This window comes from Rossellomorea sp. NPDC071047, from assembly GCF_050270195.1.
Lineage (GTDB): Bacteria > Bacillota > Bacilli > Bacillales > Bacillaceae_B > Rossellomorea.
In genome coordinates, this window is sequence record NZ_JBNNJT010000001.1 from 1,339,030 (window position 1) to 1,357,176 (window position 18,147).

The following is an 18,147-nucleotide window of genomic DNA, read 5'->3' on the forward strand; positions in this document are numbered from 1 at the left end:
CCAAAAGGATCAGCCCTGTCGTCTCTTATACAAGAGATCTCTTTAATTCTTCGATTGCCGCCCCTCGATCGCTGCGGTTGTAGATGGCAGAACCAGCTACAAACACATCAGCTCCTGCCTCAGCACATATGGCTGCCGTTTCAGGGTTAATGCCACCATCAACTTCTATTTCAAGTGCAGGGTTTACTTCATTCGCCCATTCACGAATCTGTTTGATCTTCGGAACGACAGACGGAATAAACGATTGACCACCAAATCCAGGATTCACTGTCATTAACAGAACCATATCGACATCTTGCAAAACTGGCTTGATCATTTCTGCCGGAGTCCCGGGGTTTAGGACGACTCCCGCTTTAACCCCTTTGCTTTTGATCATCTGGATCGTTCTGTGCAAATGGGGATCTGCTTCTACATGGACGGTAATATAGTCAGCTCCCGCATCTGCAAAAGCTTCAATATATTGACCTGGATTTTCAATCATAAGATGAACATCCAGTGGTAACGTTGTTAACGGTCTGACGGCTTTCACGATCATTGGACCCAATGTGATATTCGGAACGAAGTGACCATCCATCACATCCACATGGATATAGTCGGCTCCCCCTTTTTCAACATCTTTAATTTCATTCCCTAACTCTGCAAAATTTGCAGACAGAATGGAAGGTGCGATTTTCATGTTTAGTACCTCGGCTTTCTATCTTTTATTTCTTTGTGGAACGTTAGGTAGTGATCATAACGGTAAGTAGGGATTTCGCCTGCTTCAACGGCAGCTTTAACGGCACATTTCGGCTCATTGATATGGAGGCAGCCCCTGAATTTACACTCCTCTGAAACTTCAACCATTTCAGGGAAACATTGAGGCAACTCTTCAATTTCAAGCTCTGAAAACTCCAATGAACTAAACCCGGGGGTATCAGCTACTAACCCATCTTCAATATCAATCAGTTCCACGTGACGTGTCGTATGTTTCCCCCGTCCTAAATGAGATGAGATCATGGCAGTCTTTAATTCAAGTTCAGGTTTCAAGGCATTAAGCAAAGATGATTTCCCTACTCCGGACTGCCCTGCAAAGACAGAAATTTTATCACGTAAATACGGAGTTAATTCCTCTACGCCATGCTCGGTTTTTGAAGACGTCATCAGGACTTCATAACCGAATGAGCGGTAATCCTTTACAAATCGTTCAATCTTGTCTGTTTGATCAGATGTAAGTAAGTCCATCTTGGTTACACAAATAAGCGGTTCTATTTCTTTACTCTCTACCAACACAAGAAAGCGGTCAAGTAATGCAGGACTAAAATCCGGTTCGCTTGCAGAGAAGACCAGTATCGCTTGATCGACATTGGCAATCGGGGGACGTACTAACTCATTCTTACGGTCATGGACCTTCAGGATGTATCCATCCGTTTTGTTCTCCGCTTGAAATTCAACATAATCACCCACCAGGGGTGTTATTTTATTTATACGGAAATTACCTCTGCCCCGACATTGTGTAACGCTTCCTTCTGAAAGCACATAGTAAAATCCACTTAATGCTTTAACGATTTTTCCTTCAGGCATTCGAAACCTCCTATTCAGAATATTTTATAAAGAATAATTAAGTCATTTGTTTTATGTATCACTACTATTATAAATGAAAACAAGAGGACTGTCCCGTCAGGTTCATTAAAAACCCGGGTACAGCCCTTTGTCAATTGTCATTTATTCATCTTTAGGATACTCGACAGTGCCTGTTTTATACTCTTGACCGTCTCTTAATATTTTATATTCCCCCACCGTACCTTCATCCAATGTAAAGGTAAGTGTGAACTCCGTATCCTTCGTAATACCATCGATCTGATCCGGTTCACTATCTTCAAAAGTACTATCCTTGTCCTTAATCAGGATTTCCACTGGTTGAGGGGTACCATCATTTTTCGTATAAGGAACTGTTACCTTTACTGTTTCTTCCTTCGTAGGGAGTTCCTTAGGTGGCTCAGGACCCTTAGACATAATAACGTAAACATCCTCACCCTTACTAATCGGAGTACTTGCAACCGGCTTATGAGAAATAACTCTACCTTCTTCAACCTCATCTGAAAATTCTTCGCTCTGTACAATGATATTTATCTCATTCGAAGCTTCATATTTATCAAGTGCAGTTTGATCAAAACCTTCCAAGCTTTCCAAATCAAACTTCTCAGTTCCCTTACTAACTGTAAAAGTAATCGTCGTTTCTTCTGCCACGACTTCTACTCCAGGAGATGGGTCCTGGTCGGTGATTGTTCCAGCAGGTTCAGATTCATTGAATTCTTCTTCTTTCTCTACAGTGAACCCTTTTTCTTCAAGTTCGGAGGACACTTCTTCAAAACCCTTTCCGACATAGTCCTCGACTTCCACTTTTTCTTTTCCTGTACTAACATAGATATCGATAGCCGATCCTTCATTCGCCATCCGTCCTGCCTTCGGGTTTGTCTTGATTACATAACCTTCAGGAATCGATTCATGGGATTGTTTTTTTGTTTCTCCAACGACAAACCCCTCGGATACAATGGTTGAAACGGCTTCAGTAGTATCTTTATCCGTCACATCCGGTACCTGGATTTCCTTCGGCCCCAGCAGTTCAGGAACGAAAGTAACAGCAGCAATCCCTAAAAGAATGAGCAAAAAGAATAAACTAATAATGAATATCGGCCACTTCTTTTTACCCTTTTTCTTAGGATCACTTTTCTTGTTTTTCTTCTTGCCTTTCTTCTTCCCCTCTTGAACAGGAAGTGTCGGCTTGGTTTGAAGTTTGTCTGTTTCAGCTTGATGGTGAACAATCGTATCATCAAGATTCGAATACGCCTTTTGATCAGTAATGACAGGTATCGCTTTTGTTGCTTCGTCATCAAGGGGAACGGCAAATTTAGGCTCATTCATCCGATCAGGGTCAAGTGCCGAAAACAGGTCTTCATCCATTTCCTCCAGGCTCTCATACCGTCTGAATGGATCCTTGGCCGTTGCTTTTAATACGATATTTTCAACGCTCTGGGGAATATCAGGATTCCACCTTTTTAAAGATGGTGTTTCCGATTGCAAGTGCTTTAAGGCAATCGAGACCGCTGATTCTCCAGAGAAAGGCAATCTGCCCGTTAACAATTCAAACATGACGATTCCCAGTGAATAAATATCAGATTTTTTCGTAGCCATTCCGCCCCTCGCCTGTTCAGGAGAAAGGTAATGGACCGATCCCAGGACTGAATTGGTCTGGGTGATCGAAGTGGCACTAAGAGCCATCGCGATCCCGAAATCCGTTATCTTCACATTTCCTTCTTCATCAAGAAGGATATTATGGGGTTTAATATCCCGGTGTACAATATGATTCTGATGAGCATGAGACATTGCTAAGGTTAACTGTTTCATAATATCGATCGCTTTGTCTACATGAACTGGTGAATGTTGCTGTATGTATTGCTTTAAGGTCATACCATGGACATATTCCATGACAATATAGTATAAATCATCTTCTTCTCCTACATCGTATATACTCACAATGTTAGGATGAGTCAAGCTAGTAGCAGATTGAGCTTCCCGTTGGAATCTTTTAATGAATTCCTCTTCATTGGCAAAATCGATCCGGAGCATTTTAATAGCCACTTCACGATCCAAAATCACATCGTGAGCTAAATAAACGTTGGCCATTCCTCCGCCGCCGATTAGTTTAATGATTCTGTAACGCCCACTGATGCGCTTTCCTTCCATCATGTTATCACCCGCTTTCCGTTTCAGCGGCAAACTCTACAATTACTACGGTAATATTATCTTCACCGCCATATTCATTGGCTAAATGAACAAGTGACTCTCCTTTATTCTCCAGGGAGTGGTCCTGAACCAATATCTCTTTCATTTCTTTTTGGGAGACTTTATTAGAAAGACCGTCTGAACACAATAAAATAACGTCTTCTTCTTCAAACATTATCGTTTTAATATCCATCGTAATTGAAGCTTCCGTACCTATCGCTCTAAGTATCACGTTTTTTCTTGGATGATGCTCTGCATCTTCTTTTGAAATTTCACCGCTTCTGACTAATTCATTCACAAGTGTATGGTCTTCTGTTAACTGATGAAAACCATTTTCGTTCAGTATATATCCTCTGCTGTCACCAATATTGACAATGGTTGCAAACAAGGAGGTACAAATGGCTCCAACCAGAGTCGTCCCCATCCCTTCACACTCTGGATTAGATTGAGAATAAGTATATACTTCTTTGTTTACTTCGTTAATAGTTGATTTTAACCAATTTTCGGCTTCATCAGCAGTGTGAAATTTCTCTGTTTTCTCCCATAAGTCCTTTAACATGGAGATGGTAAGCTCGCTGGCAACGTCTCCAGCTCTGTGACCGCCCATTCCATCTGCTACAACAGCTAAATGATCGCCATGATGATTCACGAATACGCCAGCACTATCTTCATTTAGTTGACGCACTTTCCCTTTGTCCGTAAAATATACAGTTTTCACTTATGTCACCTCGTCTCTTCTTCGGCACCTGTTGCAAGTAGCTCCTTATACTCATAGTAGGGTGCAACTTTAGTTCAAAAAATGAATTCACTTTGATTATCTTCGTTAAATACGTTCAGCTTGCCATAAGTCCTGATGGTGAGCTGAATAGGTTGATAATGAAAAGCGAGAATATTTTCAGCTTTTATCACTGTTGATAAAATAAACATATGATTACAAAGTAATGGATAATCAAAGATTCATTAAGGGCTATTGTACTTTTACGACTTTTCTGGTGAATTTTCCTGCTTTACTTTCGATATTTGAGCATTTTCGACTTATTTTTTTCTAAAGCAAGAAATAAAGAATCCATCCCCGCCAAAATCCTGAGGAAATACTTGTAATTGATTTTCTCTAATAAACGGTGTGATGGAATCCGGAAGTTCATCTAATGGCTGAGGAGCGAATTCTGGATGATCACTTAAGAAAGCCGACACAGTACCTTCATTCTCATTTTGGTCAACAGTACAAGTGCTATAAACCAATAATCCATCTTTTTTTAACAATGGTGCAACGGCTGAAAGGATGTCCAACTGAATCTTTTGCAGTGATTGAAGATCCGATTCTTTTTTAGCATATTTAATATCCGGTTTTCTTCTTAATACACCTAATCCAGAACATGGGGCATCCACCAGGATGCGATCGAAGCTTTCTTTTTCAAACTTCTCTCCTGCTTTTCGACTATCAAGGGTTGCAGTCTTTACATTGTTTAATCCAAGACGAGTGGCATTTTCGTCAATTAATTTGACCTTATGCTTGTGTAAGTCCAATGCATGGACTTCTCCGGTTCCTGATAGTTTTTCTGCTATGTGAGTCGTTTTCCCGCCTGGGGCTGCGCATGCATCTAACACTTTCATCCCGAGTTCAAGCTTTAAAGCATAGGAGACAAGCATTGAGCTTTCATCCTGGATGGTGAATTGACCGTTACGATATTCATCTGTTTTGGCCAGATTCCCTCGAAGTGACTGAATCGCTTCCGGAACAATCGGGCTTTCTTTCACTTCATTTCCATTGTCCGTCAAGAATTGGATGAGCTCTTCTCGAGCGATCCTGGTTGTGTTCACCCGTGCGGTTTGTTTTGGTGCGATTAAATTGGTTTCACACATTTCTTTCGTTTTCTCAAGGCCAAATTGCTCTTCCCATCTCTTCACAAGCCAATAAGGATGACTCGTTTCGATGGCCACCCGCTCGATTGGATCTTTAATAGTCTCAAGGGAAGGAAGCCCTTTCCTTTGTACAGAACGCAAGACCCCATTCACCAAACCTGAAATGCCTTTATGCCCTCTCTTCTTAGCAATTTCTACAGCTTCATAGAAAACAGCACGGTCAGGAATTCGATCTAAATACACAAGCTGATAGAGGGATAAACGCAATAGATGACGAACCCACTCATCCAGCTTCCCTTTAAGAAATGGAGCTAAATAGAAATCCAACGTCATTTTTCTTTGAATGGTTCCATATGTCAGTTCCGTTAATAACCCAATATCCTTACTTGGCAGCTGATTTTTTTCAATCACAGAATTGAGTAATAAATTACTATACGATTGATTTTTTTCTACCGCTTCAATGACATCGAGTGCTGCTTCACGGACGGTTTTATTTCGATTACTCATTATTTTCTCCTAACATCATTCCTGCTTTCAGGTGAGAGCCTGCTCCACGCAGATAATCCTTTGCACTCATTCTCTTTTTCCCCGAAGGCTGTAAATCGGTTATTTTTATTCCTACTGAAGTGCCTGTGGAAACAACGAATCCATCCTCTTCAATCTTCATGATTTCTCCAGGAACAGCAGCAGACGTTCCGCTGACTTTTTCTCCCCACCAAACTTTGATCACAGAATCTTCTAAAGTGGTGAATGCAACCGGCCACGGGTGAAGTCCTCTAATATGGTTGTAGATTTCTTCTCCACCTTTCGTCCAGTCAATTTTTTCTTGTTCACGTTTGATGTTTCGTGCAAACGTCGCTTTTGAATCATCCTGTTTGACCGGGGCTATGTCCCCTGCTAATAATTTGGGCACGGTTTCAATGAGTAACGCTGCACCTGCAACGCTTAATTTATCGTGGAGGGTTCCGACATGATCACGTTCTTCAATATCCACTTCCACTTGACTAATAATATCCCCTGCATCCAGCTTTTCGACCATATACATAATGGTGATGCCCGTTTTTTCTTTTCCTTGGAGAATGGAATAATGAATGGGTGCTCCCCCTCTAAGTTCAGGAAGTAAAGAGGCGTGAACATTGATGCAACCATACTGAGGTGCTTCCAGTAATGAGTTGGGAAGAATTTGTCCGAAAGCGGCCGTTACGATAAGGTCAGGCTCTAATGCAAGCACTTTGTTTAACTCATTTTCATCCTTAATTTTCTCTGGTTGATAGACTGGAATCCCATTCTTTTCAGCTGCTACCTTTACAGGTGGAGGCGTGAGAATCCTTTTTCTACCCACTGGGCGATCCGGCTGTGTCACGACCGCGATCACATCATAATTTTCGTCTAATAAAGATTGAAGAACAGGAACGGAGAAGTCAGGCGTTCCCATGAATATTACTTTCGTCATTAAGCTTCATACCCTTCTAATTCTTCTTCTGTCACATATTTTTCTACTTTTGAGGTAAATAGAACACCGTGTAGATGATCAATTTCGTGTTGAATCGCTCTGGCTAAAAAGTCCTGGGCTTGAATTTCAATCATTCTTCCTTTTCGGTCAAACGTTCTGACCTTGACGGAATAAGGACGGGTCACTTCCCCATATAACCCCGGGAAGCTCAGGCACCCTTCAAGGTCGGTTTGAGATCCTTCCGCCTCGATGATTTCCGGATTGATAAGCTCGATCGTACCCGTATCATCCCCGATATCCACCACTGCCACCTGAAGGTCGACTCCTACTTGAGGAGCTGCCAGGCCAACACCATCCGCTTCAAGCATAGTGTCATACATATTTGCCAATAATTTTTTTAATTTCTTATCAAATGCCGTTACCTTCTCACATTCTTTTTCTAAGATTGGATCAGGGTGCATTACAATTGGAAGTATTGCCATAAGTCTCCTCCATTTTTCCATAAAAAATATAGTTACATCATCATATAAGGGTTCACATCTATGGAGATTGTTAACCCTTGAGACGCATATTGCTGCTGATACTGATCTAATACTGTTTTCAACGTAGTACCAAGATTTGGTTCCCGCTTGTATTTTATCAAACATTGATACCGATATCTATTCTTTATCCTGGGGATAGGTGACGCCACGGGTCCAAGAATGATCGTTGTTTCGGATAGCTTTGAACGGATATATTGCGTCATTTTCTCTGCAATATCCACCACTTTCATCAAATCTTCATGACTTAATGTGACGAGGGTGATGTAGTAAAAGGGAGGGTAGGAGCCCATTTTCCTCATCATCATTTCCTGTTGATAAAAACGGTTGTAATCATGATTAGACGCTAACTCGATTGAATAGTGCTCCGGTGTATACGTTTGAATCACTACTTCTCCCGGCAGAGTATGCCTGCCTGCACGTCCGCTTACTTGAGTAAGTAATTGAAACGTCTTCTCCGCAGCTCTGAAGTCCGGTAGATGAAGCATCGTATCGGCACTGAGTACCCCGACGAGAGTGATATTCGGAAAATCCAGACCCTTGGCAATCATTTGTGTGCCGAGGAGTATATCTGCTTTCCCCTCTCCAAAGGCTGTCAATAGCTTTTCATGTGACCCTTTTCGCGAGGTCGTGTCCACATCCATGCGAATGATCCTGGCCTCGGGGATAAGCTTCGTCAATTCTTCCTCTACTTTTTGAGTTCCTGTCCCAAAATAACGGATATGCTCACTCGTACACTCAGGGCAAGTAGTGGGAACTCCTTCTTCGTAGCCACAGTAATGACATTTCATGCCGTTTGAAAAGCGATGGTAGGTCAAAGAGATATCGCAGTTTGGACATTGAAGGACAAAGCCGCAATCCCTGCACATGATGAATGATGAATGTCCTCTTCTATTCAGGAATAGAACGGTTTGCTCTCTTTTCTCAATTCGGTCCTGAAGCTTTTCGAAAAGTTCAGTTGAGAACATGGAACGGTTCCCCTTCCTAAGTTCCTCTCTCATATCCACAATATCAACCGAAGGAAGTGGTCCATCATTCATCCGTTTATCCAGCGTGAGGAGCCCATATACACCTTTTGATGCTCGAGCAAAGGATTCTAAAGAGGGTGTGGCGCTGCCCAGAATGACAGGGCATTGATGGTATTCCCCTCTATAAATGGCTACGTCCCTGGCATGATAACGAGGATTTTCTTCTTGCTTATAACTTGTTTCATGCTCTTCATCAATTATGATGATCCCGATATTCTCAAATGGAGCAAAAACAGCTGAGCGGGCACCGACCACCACTTTTACTTCCTTGCGCTGAATCTTTCTCCATTCATCATACTTTTCACCAACTGACAAACCGCTATGGAGAACAGCTACATCATTTCCGAACCGGCCCTTGAACCTGTGAACCATTTGGGGAGTAAGCGAGATTTCAGGGACTAATACAATCGCTTCCTTACCTTCTTCCAAGACCCGTTGAATGGATTGAAGATAGATTTCCGTTTTACCACTCCCTGTCACTCCGTAAAGAAGGAATGTGTGATGATTTTCTTTATCGATGGTGTTCAGTATAGGACAAATCGCCTGGTCCTGTTGAGCCGTTAATGAAAGCGGTGAGGTCTTCTCGAACGTCCTGTTTTCAAAGGGATCACGATACATTTCAACACTTTTCTCAATCAGAACCCCTTTATTGACCAGCGATTTAACGGTAGATGAGGTAGTCGCCAACTCTTCAAGTAGGGTTGCGGCAAGGATCCCGTCCCCACCAGGAGCAGTGTCACTCATGTATTCTATAATTTGTTTCTGCTTACTTGCTTGAGGTGGCAGACTGTTCTTCACTTCTTCTAAATCATTGTCAGGTACATTTAGATACAGTTTTCGGACCGTTTTTTTATTCCCCTTCGCTTTCACTCTGTAAATCACTTCAACTGAACCTTGTTTTACCTCTTTATGGACGAGAGGGAGCAGGCCGTTTTCTTCAATCGCTTTCCAGGACACTTCCTTTCCATTCTGAAAGAAGTGTTGAAGCGAAGGATGAAGTTCACCCGGACTCTTATCCCCCTCGAGTCGGAATAATTTTTCATACTTCGCTTTCATGGCTGCCGGTAGCATCGCTTGAAATGCTGAGATTTTAAAGCAAAGGGTCTTCTCTGTAAGCCAGTTCCCCAATGTTAGTAGTTCTTTATTCAGGACCGGTACAAGGTCCATCGGCTCAACAATCGATTTCAGTTTAGAGACTTCGCCTTTTTCTTTTAATTCAATGACAAAGCCTTGGATTTTCCTTGGTCCAAAAGGAACAATGACTCTCATGCCGGGAACGATGCTGCCCCTCCATTCAGCCGGAATACTATAGTCGTAGGTTCGATCCGTCTGCATGGCAGGAACATCCACGATGACACTAGCTACGTTCATGTGAGGCACCCTTCTTCATCTGCTGGATCGCTTCTTTATAGATTTCTTTCGCTACCTCTACCTTTGACAATAATGGCAGCTCTCGAATGTCACCATCGCTCGTTACAATCGATACTTTGTTCGTGTCCGTTCCAAACCCTGATCCTGTTTCTTTTACATTATTTGCAACGATCATGTTTGCCCGTTTTTTCTCAAGCTTTGCTTTCGCATACTCGTTAACGTTTGTTGTTTCGGCCGCAAATCCGATTAGATACTGATGTTTCTTGCGCTCACCAAGACTCATTAATATATCCTTTGTACGTTCAAATTCAATCACTAGATTACCATCTTTTTTCTTCAACTTATCCTCGAAGATTTCTTTCGGACGATAATCAGCGACTGCAGCGCTCTTCACAACTATATCCGCTGTTGTAAACGCTTCATGCACAGCATTGTACATGTCTTCGGCACTTGTTACGGAGACAAATTCAACCCCACTTGGAACGGGTAATTGAGACGGTCCGGAAATCAAGACGACCTCTGCCCCAAGAGACACGGCCGCCTCTGCAAGGGCGTAGCCCATCTTTCCTGTTGAGCGGTTGGAGAAGAAACGAACGGGATCGACCATTTCCCTTGTCGGTCCGGCAGTTATGACGACTTTTTTCCCCTGTAACATCTTACCTTCGCTATCAAGATTAGAAAAATAGCGATCAACCAGTTCCACTACTTTCTCAGGTTCTTCTAATCTTCCTTTTCCAACGTATCCACAAGCTAAATACCCTTCACTTGGTTCGACAAATCGGTAGCCAAACTCAAAAAGGGTATCAATATTCCGCTTCACCGCCGGGTGATCATACATATGTACATTCATGGCTGGGGCAATCCATACTTTCGCTGTCGTTGCCAAAATGGTTGTAGAAATCATGTCATCTGCAATTCCGTTCGCGAGCTTCCCAATGATGTTCGCAGTGGCTGGTGCAACCAGTACAAGATCTGCCCAGTCAGCTAAGTCAATATGAGCAATCTTCGACGAATCCTTTTCATCAAAGGTATCCCAGTATACATCATGACGGGATAATGCCTGAAAAGTAAGTGGAGCCACAAATTTTCGTGCTGATTCTGTCATGATGACCTTCACATCAGCACCGCTTTGGACCAGCTTACTCGTTAAAGCAGCCGCTTTATATACAGCAATTCCACCAGATACACATAACAGTATTTTTTTCCCCTTGATCATTCTGCTTTCCCCCATTACACTTTATCCTTCCTTTATTATGAAGGATATTGATAGAAAAAGAAAATAGGGTTGTCCCGAAAGATCTTGAAATCTTTCGAGTCAACCCCCCTAGAGTTTTTCATTAAACATGATGACGCTTATTCATCAGCATAAACCGCTTTGGCATCTCTTTCTTTCATAGATAATTGACCGGCCTGAATTTCTTCAAGAGCTTTTCCTACAAACTTATGAGACTCATATTGGTTCAATCGGTAATCCCCGGTATCTTGCAGGTTTCTTGCTCTCTTAGCAGCAATACTGACTAACGAATATTTCGAATCGATTTTCTTCATTAATGAATCAATGGATGGGTTTAACATTTATTCAACCTCCAGCATATTTAAGTATCGTTGTTGCACTCTTTCCCGTTTGCAATGTTCTGCTTGAACAATGGATTTAATCTTACCTACCGCATGTTCTATTTGATCATTTTCAACAATGTAATCATACAGATTCATCATTTCAATTTCTTTTCTTGCAGTATTCATTCTACCCTGGATCAAATCATCCGTTTCGGTTCCTCTTGTTACGAGGCGATTCTGAAGTTCAGAAAGACTAGGGGGTGCCAGGAAGATAAATAAACCTTCAGGGAATTTATCCCTGACCTGCTGTGCACCTTGTACTTCAATTTCAAGAAAAACATCTCTTCCTGCATCAAGGGTTTCTCGAACGTAATCAACAGGAGTCCCATAATAGTTTCCAACGAACTCTGCATACTCCAGCAGTTTGCCTTCTTCTATAAGTACTTCAAACTCTTCTCTTGATTTAAAGAAATAATCTACACCATCCACTTCTCCTTCACGGGGGTTACGAGTGGTCATGGAGATGGAATATTCAAACTTAGTATCTTCTTGGGAAAAAATCGCTTTACGAACGGTTCCTTTTCCTACACCTGAAGGTCCGGAAAGAACGATCAGCAATCCTTTTTCTTTCATTTATTTACCCTGCCCTTCTTCTACTATATCCTCTTTATCAGTTAAACGATGAGCAACGGTTTCGGGTTGAACAGCTGAAAGAATAACGTGATCGCTATCCGTAATAATAACCGCCCTTGTTCTTCTTCCGTATGTAGCATCAACGAGTGTTCCCCGGTCTCTTGCATCTTGAATCAGGCGTTTGATCGGTGCTGATTCGGGGCTTACAATTGAGATGATCCGGTTAGCTGAAACAATGTTTCCAAATCCTATATTGATGAGCTTAATCGACATAACGCTCCTCCTAATCAATAGTTTAGTTTCGCCGGAATGACAGGAAACTAAACTTCTTATTCTACATTTTGCACTTGTTCCCTTAGCTTCTCCAGTGTTGATTTCAGTTCCACAACAATCGTGGCAATGAAGGAATCGTTTGCTTTCGAACCAATCGTGTTCACTTCCCGGTTCATTTCCTGAATCATGAAATCCAGCTTCCTGCCTACAGGTCCTTCACCGGTCAATGAGGAATGAAAGTACTGAATATGACTTTCTAATCTCGTCAGTTCCTCGGTAATATCCGATTTATCAGCAAAAATGGCAACTTCAGTGAGCAAACGACTTTCATCGAAGGAAGTTTCATTGTATTCAAGAATCCTTTTTCTTAACCGTTCTCTATACTGATCGACCAGTTCAGGAGCATGATCGGTAAGTTCGCCAATCTTGGTCTCAAAATAATTGAGATGAGTTAGAAAATCTTTCTTAAGGAGCTCTCCTTCTTTTTCACGCATTTGCCTAAGTTCATTCGCCGCTTGTTCTACAGCTTTTAACACCAATTGTTCAAGCTCTTCGTTTTCCTCTTCCATTTCTTCGATCATCACAAACTCTTCTCTATTTAAGAGGTGGGATAATTGCAGTTCATCTTTTAGGGAGAAGGTTTCTTTCACTTTATTTACTAACTGATAATAATCTTGAATGAGCTTCCAGTCAATATGTAGATTTTTATGTACTAGGCCATCACCGGTAATGGTGATGAAAATATCAACTTTCCCTCTCTTAATGGACTGGGATACTTGTTTTTTAATTTTATCCTCAAGTTTCATTAATTGTCGGGGCATCCTTATGAAACATTCACTAAACCTGTGATTTACGGATTTCATTTCAACCGTTACAGAATGTTGTTCAGAGTCTACTTTGCTTCTTCCAAAGCCTGTCATACTGACAACCATTACGATCACATCCAATCTTTTGACGATATTCGTATGTAGATCAACTGATTTCATGCTTGCACTCTCACTATATAAAAAAGGTAATAGAGGATATTCTCTATTACCTTTTGGATTATACCACATTTCACTGTTTTTTTCTTGCAAAAAATGACCCTGCCAGTAAAAACGTTGGAACCGAGCTTAAACCAATGATCAAGAACCAGTCCTTTAACACGATCGGTACTGTATGGAAGATCGGCTGCAAGGATGGGATGTATATCACGAGAAGCATCAAAACGAGTGAAGATAACACGGCCCACACTAGATACATGTTTCCGAAGGGATTTCTTGAAAAGACAGAAACTTCACTTCGACAGTCAAAAACATGAATGAGTTGTGCCATAACCAATGTAGCAAAGGCAACGGTTTGGGCATACGCCAAGTGATCGGGGTGAGTCTTATACGACAACATGAATGCAAGTAGAGTGACACCTCCGATTAAGAACCCCCTTGAAACTACCTTCCAGCCTAATCCTCTGGCAAACACGCCTTCTTTTGGATGCCTTGGTTTTCTCTTCATGACATCATCTTCCGGTTTATCAAGACCAAGTGCCATGGCAGGAAGCCCATCTGTCACAAGGTTCACCCAAAGAATCTGAATCGGCACCAATGGAAGTGGAAGGGCCAGGAGCATGGCAAATAGCATAACGAGAATTTCCCCTACATTCGATGCCAGCAGATACCGAATAAACTTTCTGATATTTTCATAGATGTTTCTGCCTTCCTGGATTGCTGATTTTATCGTTGCAAAGTTATCATCCAATAGGACAAGTGAGGAAGATTCTTTGGCTACATCTGTCCCGGTAATGCCCATAGCTACTCCAATATCCGAAGATTTTATTGCCGGAGCATCATTTACTCCATCTCCGGTCATCGCCACCACATGTCCCCTGTTTTGCAGGGCTTTGACGATTTTTAATTTATGCTCAGGAGAAACACGTGCGAAAACCGAAACTTCTTCGACGATTTCTTCCAGTTCATGCACTTCCATTTGATTCAACGCTTTTCCATCCAGAACGCGATCTTTGTTTTTTAAGATTCCGAGTTGTTTGGCAATCGCTTTAGCCGTTAGAATATGATCACCTGTAATCATCACCGTCTTAATCCCGGCTGCACGACACTCTTTCACTGCCTGCTTCACTTCAGGTCTGGGAGGATCAATCATACCTTGTAAGCCAATGAAGGTTACCCCTTCTTCAATGTCATTTTCCTTAATCCCTTCGATGGATCTTTCATTTAGGGGTTTATAAGCAATCGCAATGTTCCGGAGAGCATTGGACGACATTTCACTGATTGCCTCTTCAACTTTTTGGAATATTTCAGTTGATTTATATTGAAGTCTTCCTTCCCACAAGATGGATTCGCTTTTGCCGACTAAAACGTCAGGAGCACCTTTCGTTACAGAGAAGTGTTTCCCGTTTTGGTCGACAACGATGATACTCATCATCTTTCTTGTGGAATCAAAGGGGAATTCTTTGACAATCGTAAACTTCTTCTGCAGGGATTCCCGGCTTAATCCAGCTTTCAATCCCGCCACAAGAAGAGCCCCTTCTGTAGGATCCCCATCAACCACAAAGTTTTCTTCACGTGTTACGAGTTCCGCATGATTGCATAGCATACCAAAAGTTAATAATTGTTGAAGGGCATTCTCACTGTGAGGTGTTACCCTCTGTTCTCCGCTGTAAAATTGGCCATCCGGTTCATATCCGGTCCCTGTTACCGTCCACGTCCTGCCTCCACTCCAGAGGTGTGTTACCGTCATTTTATTTTGAGTCAGAGTTCCTGTTTTATCTGAGCAAATAACCGATGCACAGCCTAATGTTTCAACAGCCGGCAGCTTTCGGACGATCGCTTTCTTCTTGATCATTCGCTGAACGCCGAGGGAAAGGGCAACGGTTACAATAGCAGGTAGACCTTCTGGAATGGCCGCAACTGCCAAAGAAACCCCAGCTAAGAACATAGTGTACATATCGTGACCCTGTATCACACCGATTCCTACGACCAACGCCGTTAATACGAGGGCAACCGATATCAGTATTTTCCCTAATTCTTCAAGTTTTCTTTGAAGTGGGGTTATCATCGTTTCAGCTTTTTGAATCATATCAGCGATTTGACCCATGGCTGTCTTCATTCCGATCGAAGTAACGACCCCAATACCATTCCCCCTAGTGACCATCGTCCCCATAAAAGCCATATTCTCTAAGTCTCCGAGACTCATATTTTCACCATTGACGGGGTTCGTCGATTTTGCGACAGGTACAGATTCCCCTGTTAAAGCAGATTCTTCTATTTCCAGATTGTTCGTTTCAATGAGGCGCACATCTGCCCCGATCCGATCACCGCTTCCAAAGCGGATGATATCACCGATAATGACCTCTTTAGAAACAACTTTCACCCACTTACCATCTCTCAACACCGAAACCTGAGGTGCCGAAAGTTCCTTTAATGCCTGTAGGGACCTCTCAGCTTTACGTTCTTGAAAAAAACCTAAAAATCCGTTTATTAACACAATGGCTATGATGGCAATCGCATCGATGTATTCTCCCAGTAATCCTGAAATGAGTGTGGCTGCCAATAACACAAGAACCATAAAGTCCTTAAATTGACTGAAAAATAATAACAAAGCTGACTGCTTCTCAGCCTCCTCCAATTGATTGTACCCAAATTGTTTCCGTCTCTTTTCTACGTCATCCGTTGAAAGACCCTCTTGATAATTGGTATTTAATGACTGCTCTATGTCCTCTTGTCTCATCTCATGAAATTTCATGCAACCATGTCACTCTCCTCCTACGATACGAAAAGTTGTCCTTCTCTTAGCATTCTTATTCAGACTCGTCCTAAAAAATGATATGATTTACGTATGTTTTGCATTTTACCTGTGAGAGGGGTAAAATCGGTTACATTTGATACAGAGATACCAAGATCAAGCCTGGCAGATTTAAAATACACCGAAATCGTTTAAAGCAAAGGATGTTATATATGTCATTTGATGGATTATTTACTAGAAGCATGACGAAAGAATTGAATGAGAACTTATTGAATGGACGCATTAACAAAATACATCAACCTTATAAAAATGAAATCATCATGATCATCCGGGCGAACGGAAAAAATCATAAAGTTTTACTATCCGCCCACCCAAGTTATTCAAGGGTACAAATTACAAAAGAAAACTATGAAAATCCTTCTGTCCCTCCCATGTTCTGTATGCTCCTGCGAAAGCATCTGGAAGGATATATTGTAGAGGGTATCAAACAGGTTGAACTGGATCGGATGATCATAATTGAAGTGAAGGGCAGAAATGAAATCGGCGATATTTCGTACAAACAATTGATCATCGAAGTAATGGGACGCCATAGTAACATCATTCTAGTTGACAAAGAACGAAATATGATTCTGGATAGTATCAAACATATTTCACCAAGTATGAATACACACCGTACAGTTTTGCCTGGTCATCCGTATGTTTTACCACCTCAACAAGATAAAAATAATCCACTTATTGCTACCAGTGAAGATGTGCTGAGAGCACTGGACTTTAACTCCGGCAAACTGGATAAGCAGATTGTCCAAGCTTTTGCAGGCATTTCTCCTCTTTATGCAAAAGAGGTTGTTCACCGTGCAGGAATTGGTAACCAGTCTACGATTTCTGAATCATTCTTAAAATTGATTCAGTATGCTAAATCTAATGACACTACACCAACCCTCATTAGCGGCGAGAAAGAAACGTTTTACTGGATGGATCTTGAACATCTGAAAGGAGAGAAACAAAGCTTTCCTTCGTTAAGTGAATTATTGGACCGTTTCTTCTATCAGAAGGCTGCACGGGACCGGGTGAAGCAACAAGGAAACGACTTGGAACGTTTCATCCGAAACGAACGGGATAAAAATGTAAATAAAATTGAAAAATTAAAAAAGACGCTGGAGGATGCCCAGCAGGCAGATCGGTATCAATTGCTTGGTGAACTCCTTACGTCTAATTTATATGCGGTTGAACGAGGAATGACTGAGGTTAGCGTGGTAAATTATTATGATGAAAACGGGGAAAGTATCATCATCCCCCTCAACCCGCAAAAGTCTCCATCAGAAAATGCCCAAAACTATTTTTCACGCTATCAAAAAGCAAAGAATGCAGTAAAAATCGTTCATGAGCAAATTGAAAAAGCCGACGAAGAGATTGTCTACTTAGAACAATTACTTCAACAATTAGAATCGGCCTCAACAAAAGACGTTGAAGAAATAAGAGAAGAACTGGAAGAAGAAGGCTACCTGAGGGTCCGTAAACAAACGAAAAAGAAAAAGGCCCATGTGAAACCTGTTCTGGAAAACTACACTTCCAGCGACGGAACACAAATCCTGGTCGGAAAAAACAATAAACAAAATGATTATTTAACCAACAAAGTCGCAGGTAAAGAGGATATATGGCTTCATACGAAAGATATTCCAGGCTCCCACGTTGTAATCAAGAGTCCAGACCCTTCCGAGGAGACGATTAAGGAAGCAGCTAAAATTGCTGCCTACTTTAGTAAAGCAAGGGAATCAAGCTCGGTGCCTGTTGATTTCACTGAAGTCAAACAGGTAAAGAAACCAAAAGGAGCCAAGCCCGGCTTTGTCATTTACGAAGGACAGCAAACGGTGTATGTGACACCTGATTTGGATTTGGTCCGTTCGCTGAAGAATTGATATTTATTAAAGAA

General features: G+C 41.8%; 15 protein-coding genes. 1 reads left to right on the plus strand and 14 read right to left on the minus strand.

Translation table 11 applies throughout. From position 1 onward, the window contains the following. Window positions 1–25: 25 nt before the first annotated feature. The 14 genes from rpe to ACQKFO_RS06960 form a co-directional block, all read right to left on the minus strand. Window positions 26–676 carry a ribulose-phosphate 3-epimerase gene (gene rpe, locus ACQKFO_RS06895; protein ID WP_427597579.1) on the minus strand — a complete coding sequence of 217 codons (651 nt, stop codon included), beginning with the start codon at window positions 674–676 and terminating at the stop codon, window positions 26–28. 2 nt (window positions 677–678) lie between these two features. Continuing rightward, complete coding sequence (gene rsgA, locus ACQKFO_RS06900) at window positions 679–1,560, minus strand: ribosome small subunit-dependent GTPase A (RefSeq protein WP_427597580.1); 882 nt, start codon at window positions 1,558–1,560, stop codon at window positions 679–681. A gap of 141 nt (window positions 1,561–1,701) precedes the next feature. Further along, window positions 1,702–3,726, minus strand: a complete 2,025-nt coding sequence (pknB, locus tag ACQKFO_RS06905) for a Stk1 family PASTA domain-containing Ser/Thr kinase (protein WP_427597582.1) — start codon at window positions 3,724–3,726, stop codon at window positions 1,702–1,704. 4 nt (window positions 3,727–3,730) lie between these two features. Next, window positions 3,731–4,480, minus strand: a complete 750-nt coding sequence (locus ACQKFO_RS06910) for a Stp1/IreP family PP2C-type Ser/Thr phosphatase (protein WP_427597583.1) — start codon at window positions 4,478–4,480, stop codon at window positions 3,731–3,733. 317 nt (window positions 4,481–4,797) lie between these two features. Beyond that, entirely contained in the window at window positions 4,798–6,132 is a 1,335-nt protein-coding gene (gene rsmB, locus ACQKFO_RS06915; protein WP_427597584.1) for a 16S rRNA (cytosine(967)-C(5))-methyltransferase RsmB, read from the minus strand. Next, window positions 6,125–7,078 (minus strand): methionyl-tRNA formyltransferase, encoded by a 954-nt coding sequence (gene fmt, locus ACQKFO_RS06920; protein WP_427597585.1) that lies wholly within the window; start codon window positions 7,076–7,078, stop codon window positions 6,125–6,127. Before fmt ends, rsmB begins: the two co-directional genes overlap by 8 nt. Next, window positions 7,078–7,560 carry a peptide deformylase gene (def, locus tag ACQKFO_RS06925; protein ID WP_427597586.1) on the minus strand — a complete coding sequence of 161 codons (483 nt, stop codon included), beginning with the start codon at window positions 7,558–7,560 and terminating at the stop codon, window positions 7,078–7,080. The genes fmt and def overlap by 1 nt, the downstream gene beginning before the upstream one ends. Window positions 7,561–7,592: 32 nt before the next feature. Beyond that, window positions 7,593–10,016: a primosomal protein N' gene (priA, locus tag ACQKFO_RS06930; protein ID WP_427597587.1), complete on the minus strand. Its 2,424-nt coding sequence runs from the start codon at window positions 10,014–10,016 to the stop codon at window positions 7,593–7,595. Beyond that, entirely contained in the window at window positions 10,003–11,232 is a 1,230-nt protein-coding gene (gene coaBC, locus ACQKFO_RS06935; protein WP_427597588.1) for a bifunctional phosphopantothenoylcysteine decarboxylase/phosphopantothenate--cysteine ligase CoaBC, read from the minus strand. Before coaBC ends, priA begins: the two co-directional genes overlap by 14 nt. Window positions 11,233–11,369: 137 nt before the next feature. Beyond that, window positions 11,370–11,591 (minus strand): DNA-directed RNA polymerase subunit omega, encoded by a 222-nt coding sequence (gene rpoZ, locus ACQKFO_RS06940; RefSeq protein ID WP_113968268.1) that lies wholly within the window; start codon window positions 11,589–11,591, stop codon window positions 11,370–11,372. Continuing rightward, window positions 11,592–12,206 carry a guanylate kinase gene (gene gmk, locus ACQKFO_RS06945; RefSeq protein ID WP_427597589.1) on the minus strand — a complete coding sequence of 205 codons (615 nt, stop codon included), beginning with the start codon at window positions 12,204–12,206 and terminating at the stop codon, window positions 11,592–11,594. It abuts the gene before it with no gap. Beyond that, on the minus strand, window positions 12,207–12,479 hold the full coding sequence (remA, locus tag ACQKFO_RS06950; RefSeq protein WP_044337446.1) for an extracellular matrix/biofilm regulator RemA: 273 nt from the start codon (window positions 12,477–12,479) through the stop codon (window positions 12,207–12,209). 56 nt (window positions 12,480–12,535) lie between these two features. Then, on the minus strand, window positions 12,536–13,411 hold the full coding sequence (locus ACQKFO_RS06955; RefSeq protein WP_427597812.1) for a YicC/YloC family endoribonuclease: 876 nt from the start codon (window positions 13,409–13,411) through the stop codon (window positions 12,536–12,538). 124 nt (window positions 13,412–13,535) lie between these two features. After that, window positions 13,536–16,217: a cation-translocating P-type ATPase gene (locus ACQKFO_RS06960; RefSeq protein ID WP_427597590.1), complete on the minus strand. Its 2,682-nt coding sequence runs from the start codon at window positions 16,215–16,217 to the stop codon at window positions 13,536–13,538. Between the two features lie 212 nt (window positions 16,218–16,429). Between ACQKFO_RS06960 and ACQKFO_RS06965 the strand changes: the two genes are divergently transcribed. Continuing rightward, window positions 16,430–18,133 (plus strand): Rqc2 family fibronectin-binding protein, encoded by a 1,704-nt coding sequence (locus ACQKFO_RS06965; protein WP_427597591.1) that lies wholly within the window; start codon window positions 16,430–16,432, stop codon window positions 18,131–18,133. Window positions 18,134–18,147: the final 14 nt, after the last annotated feature.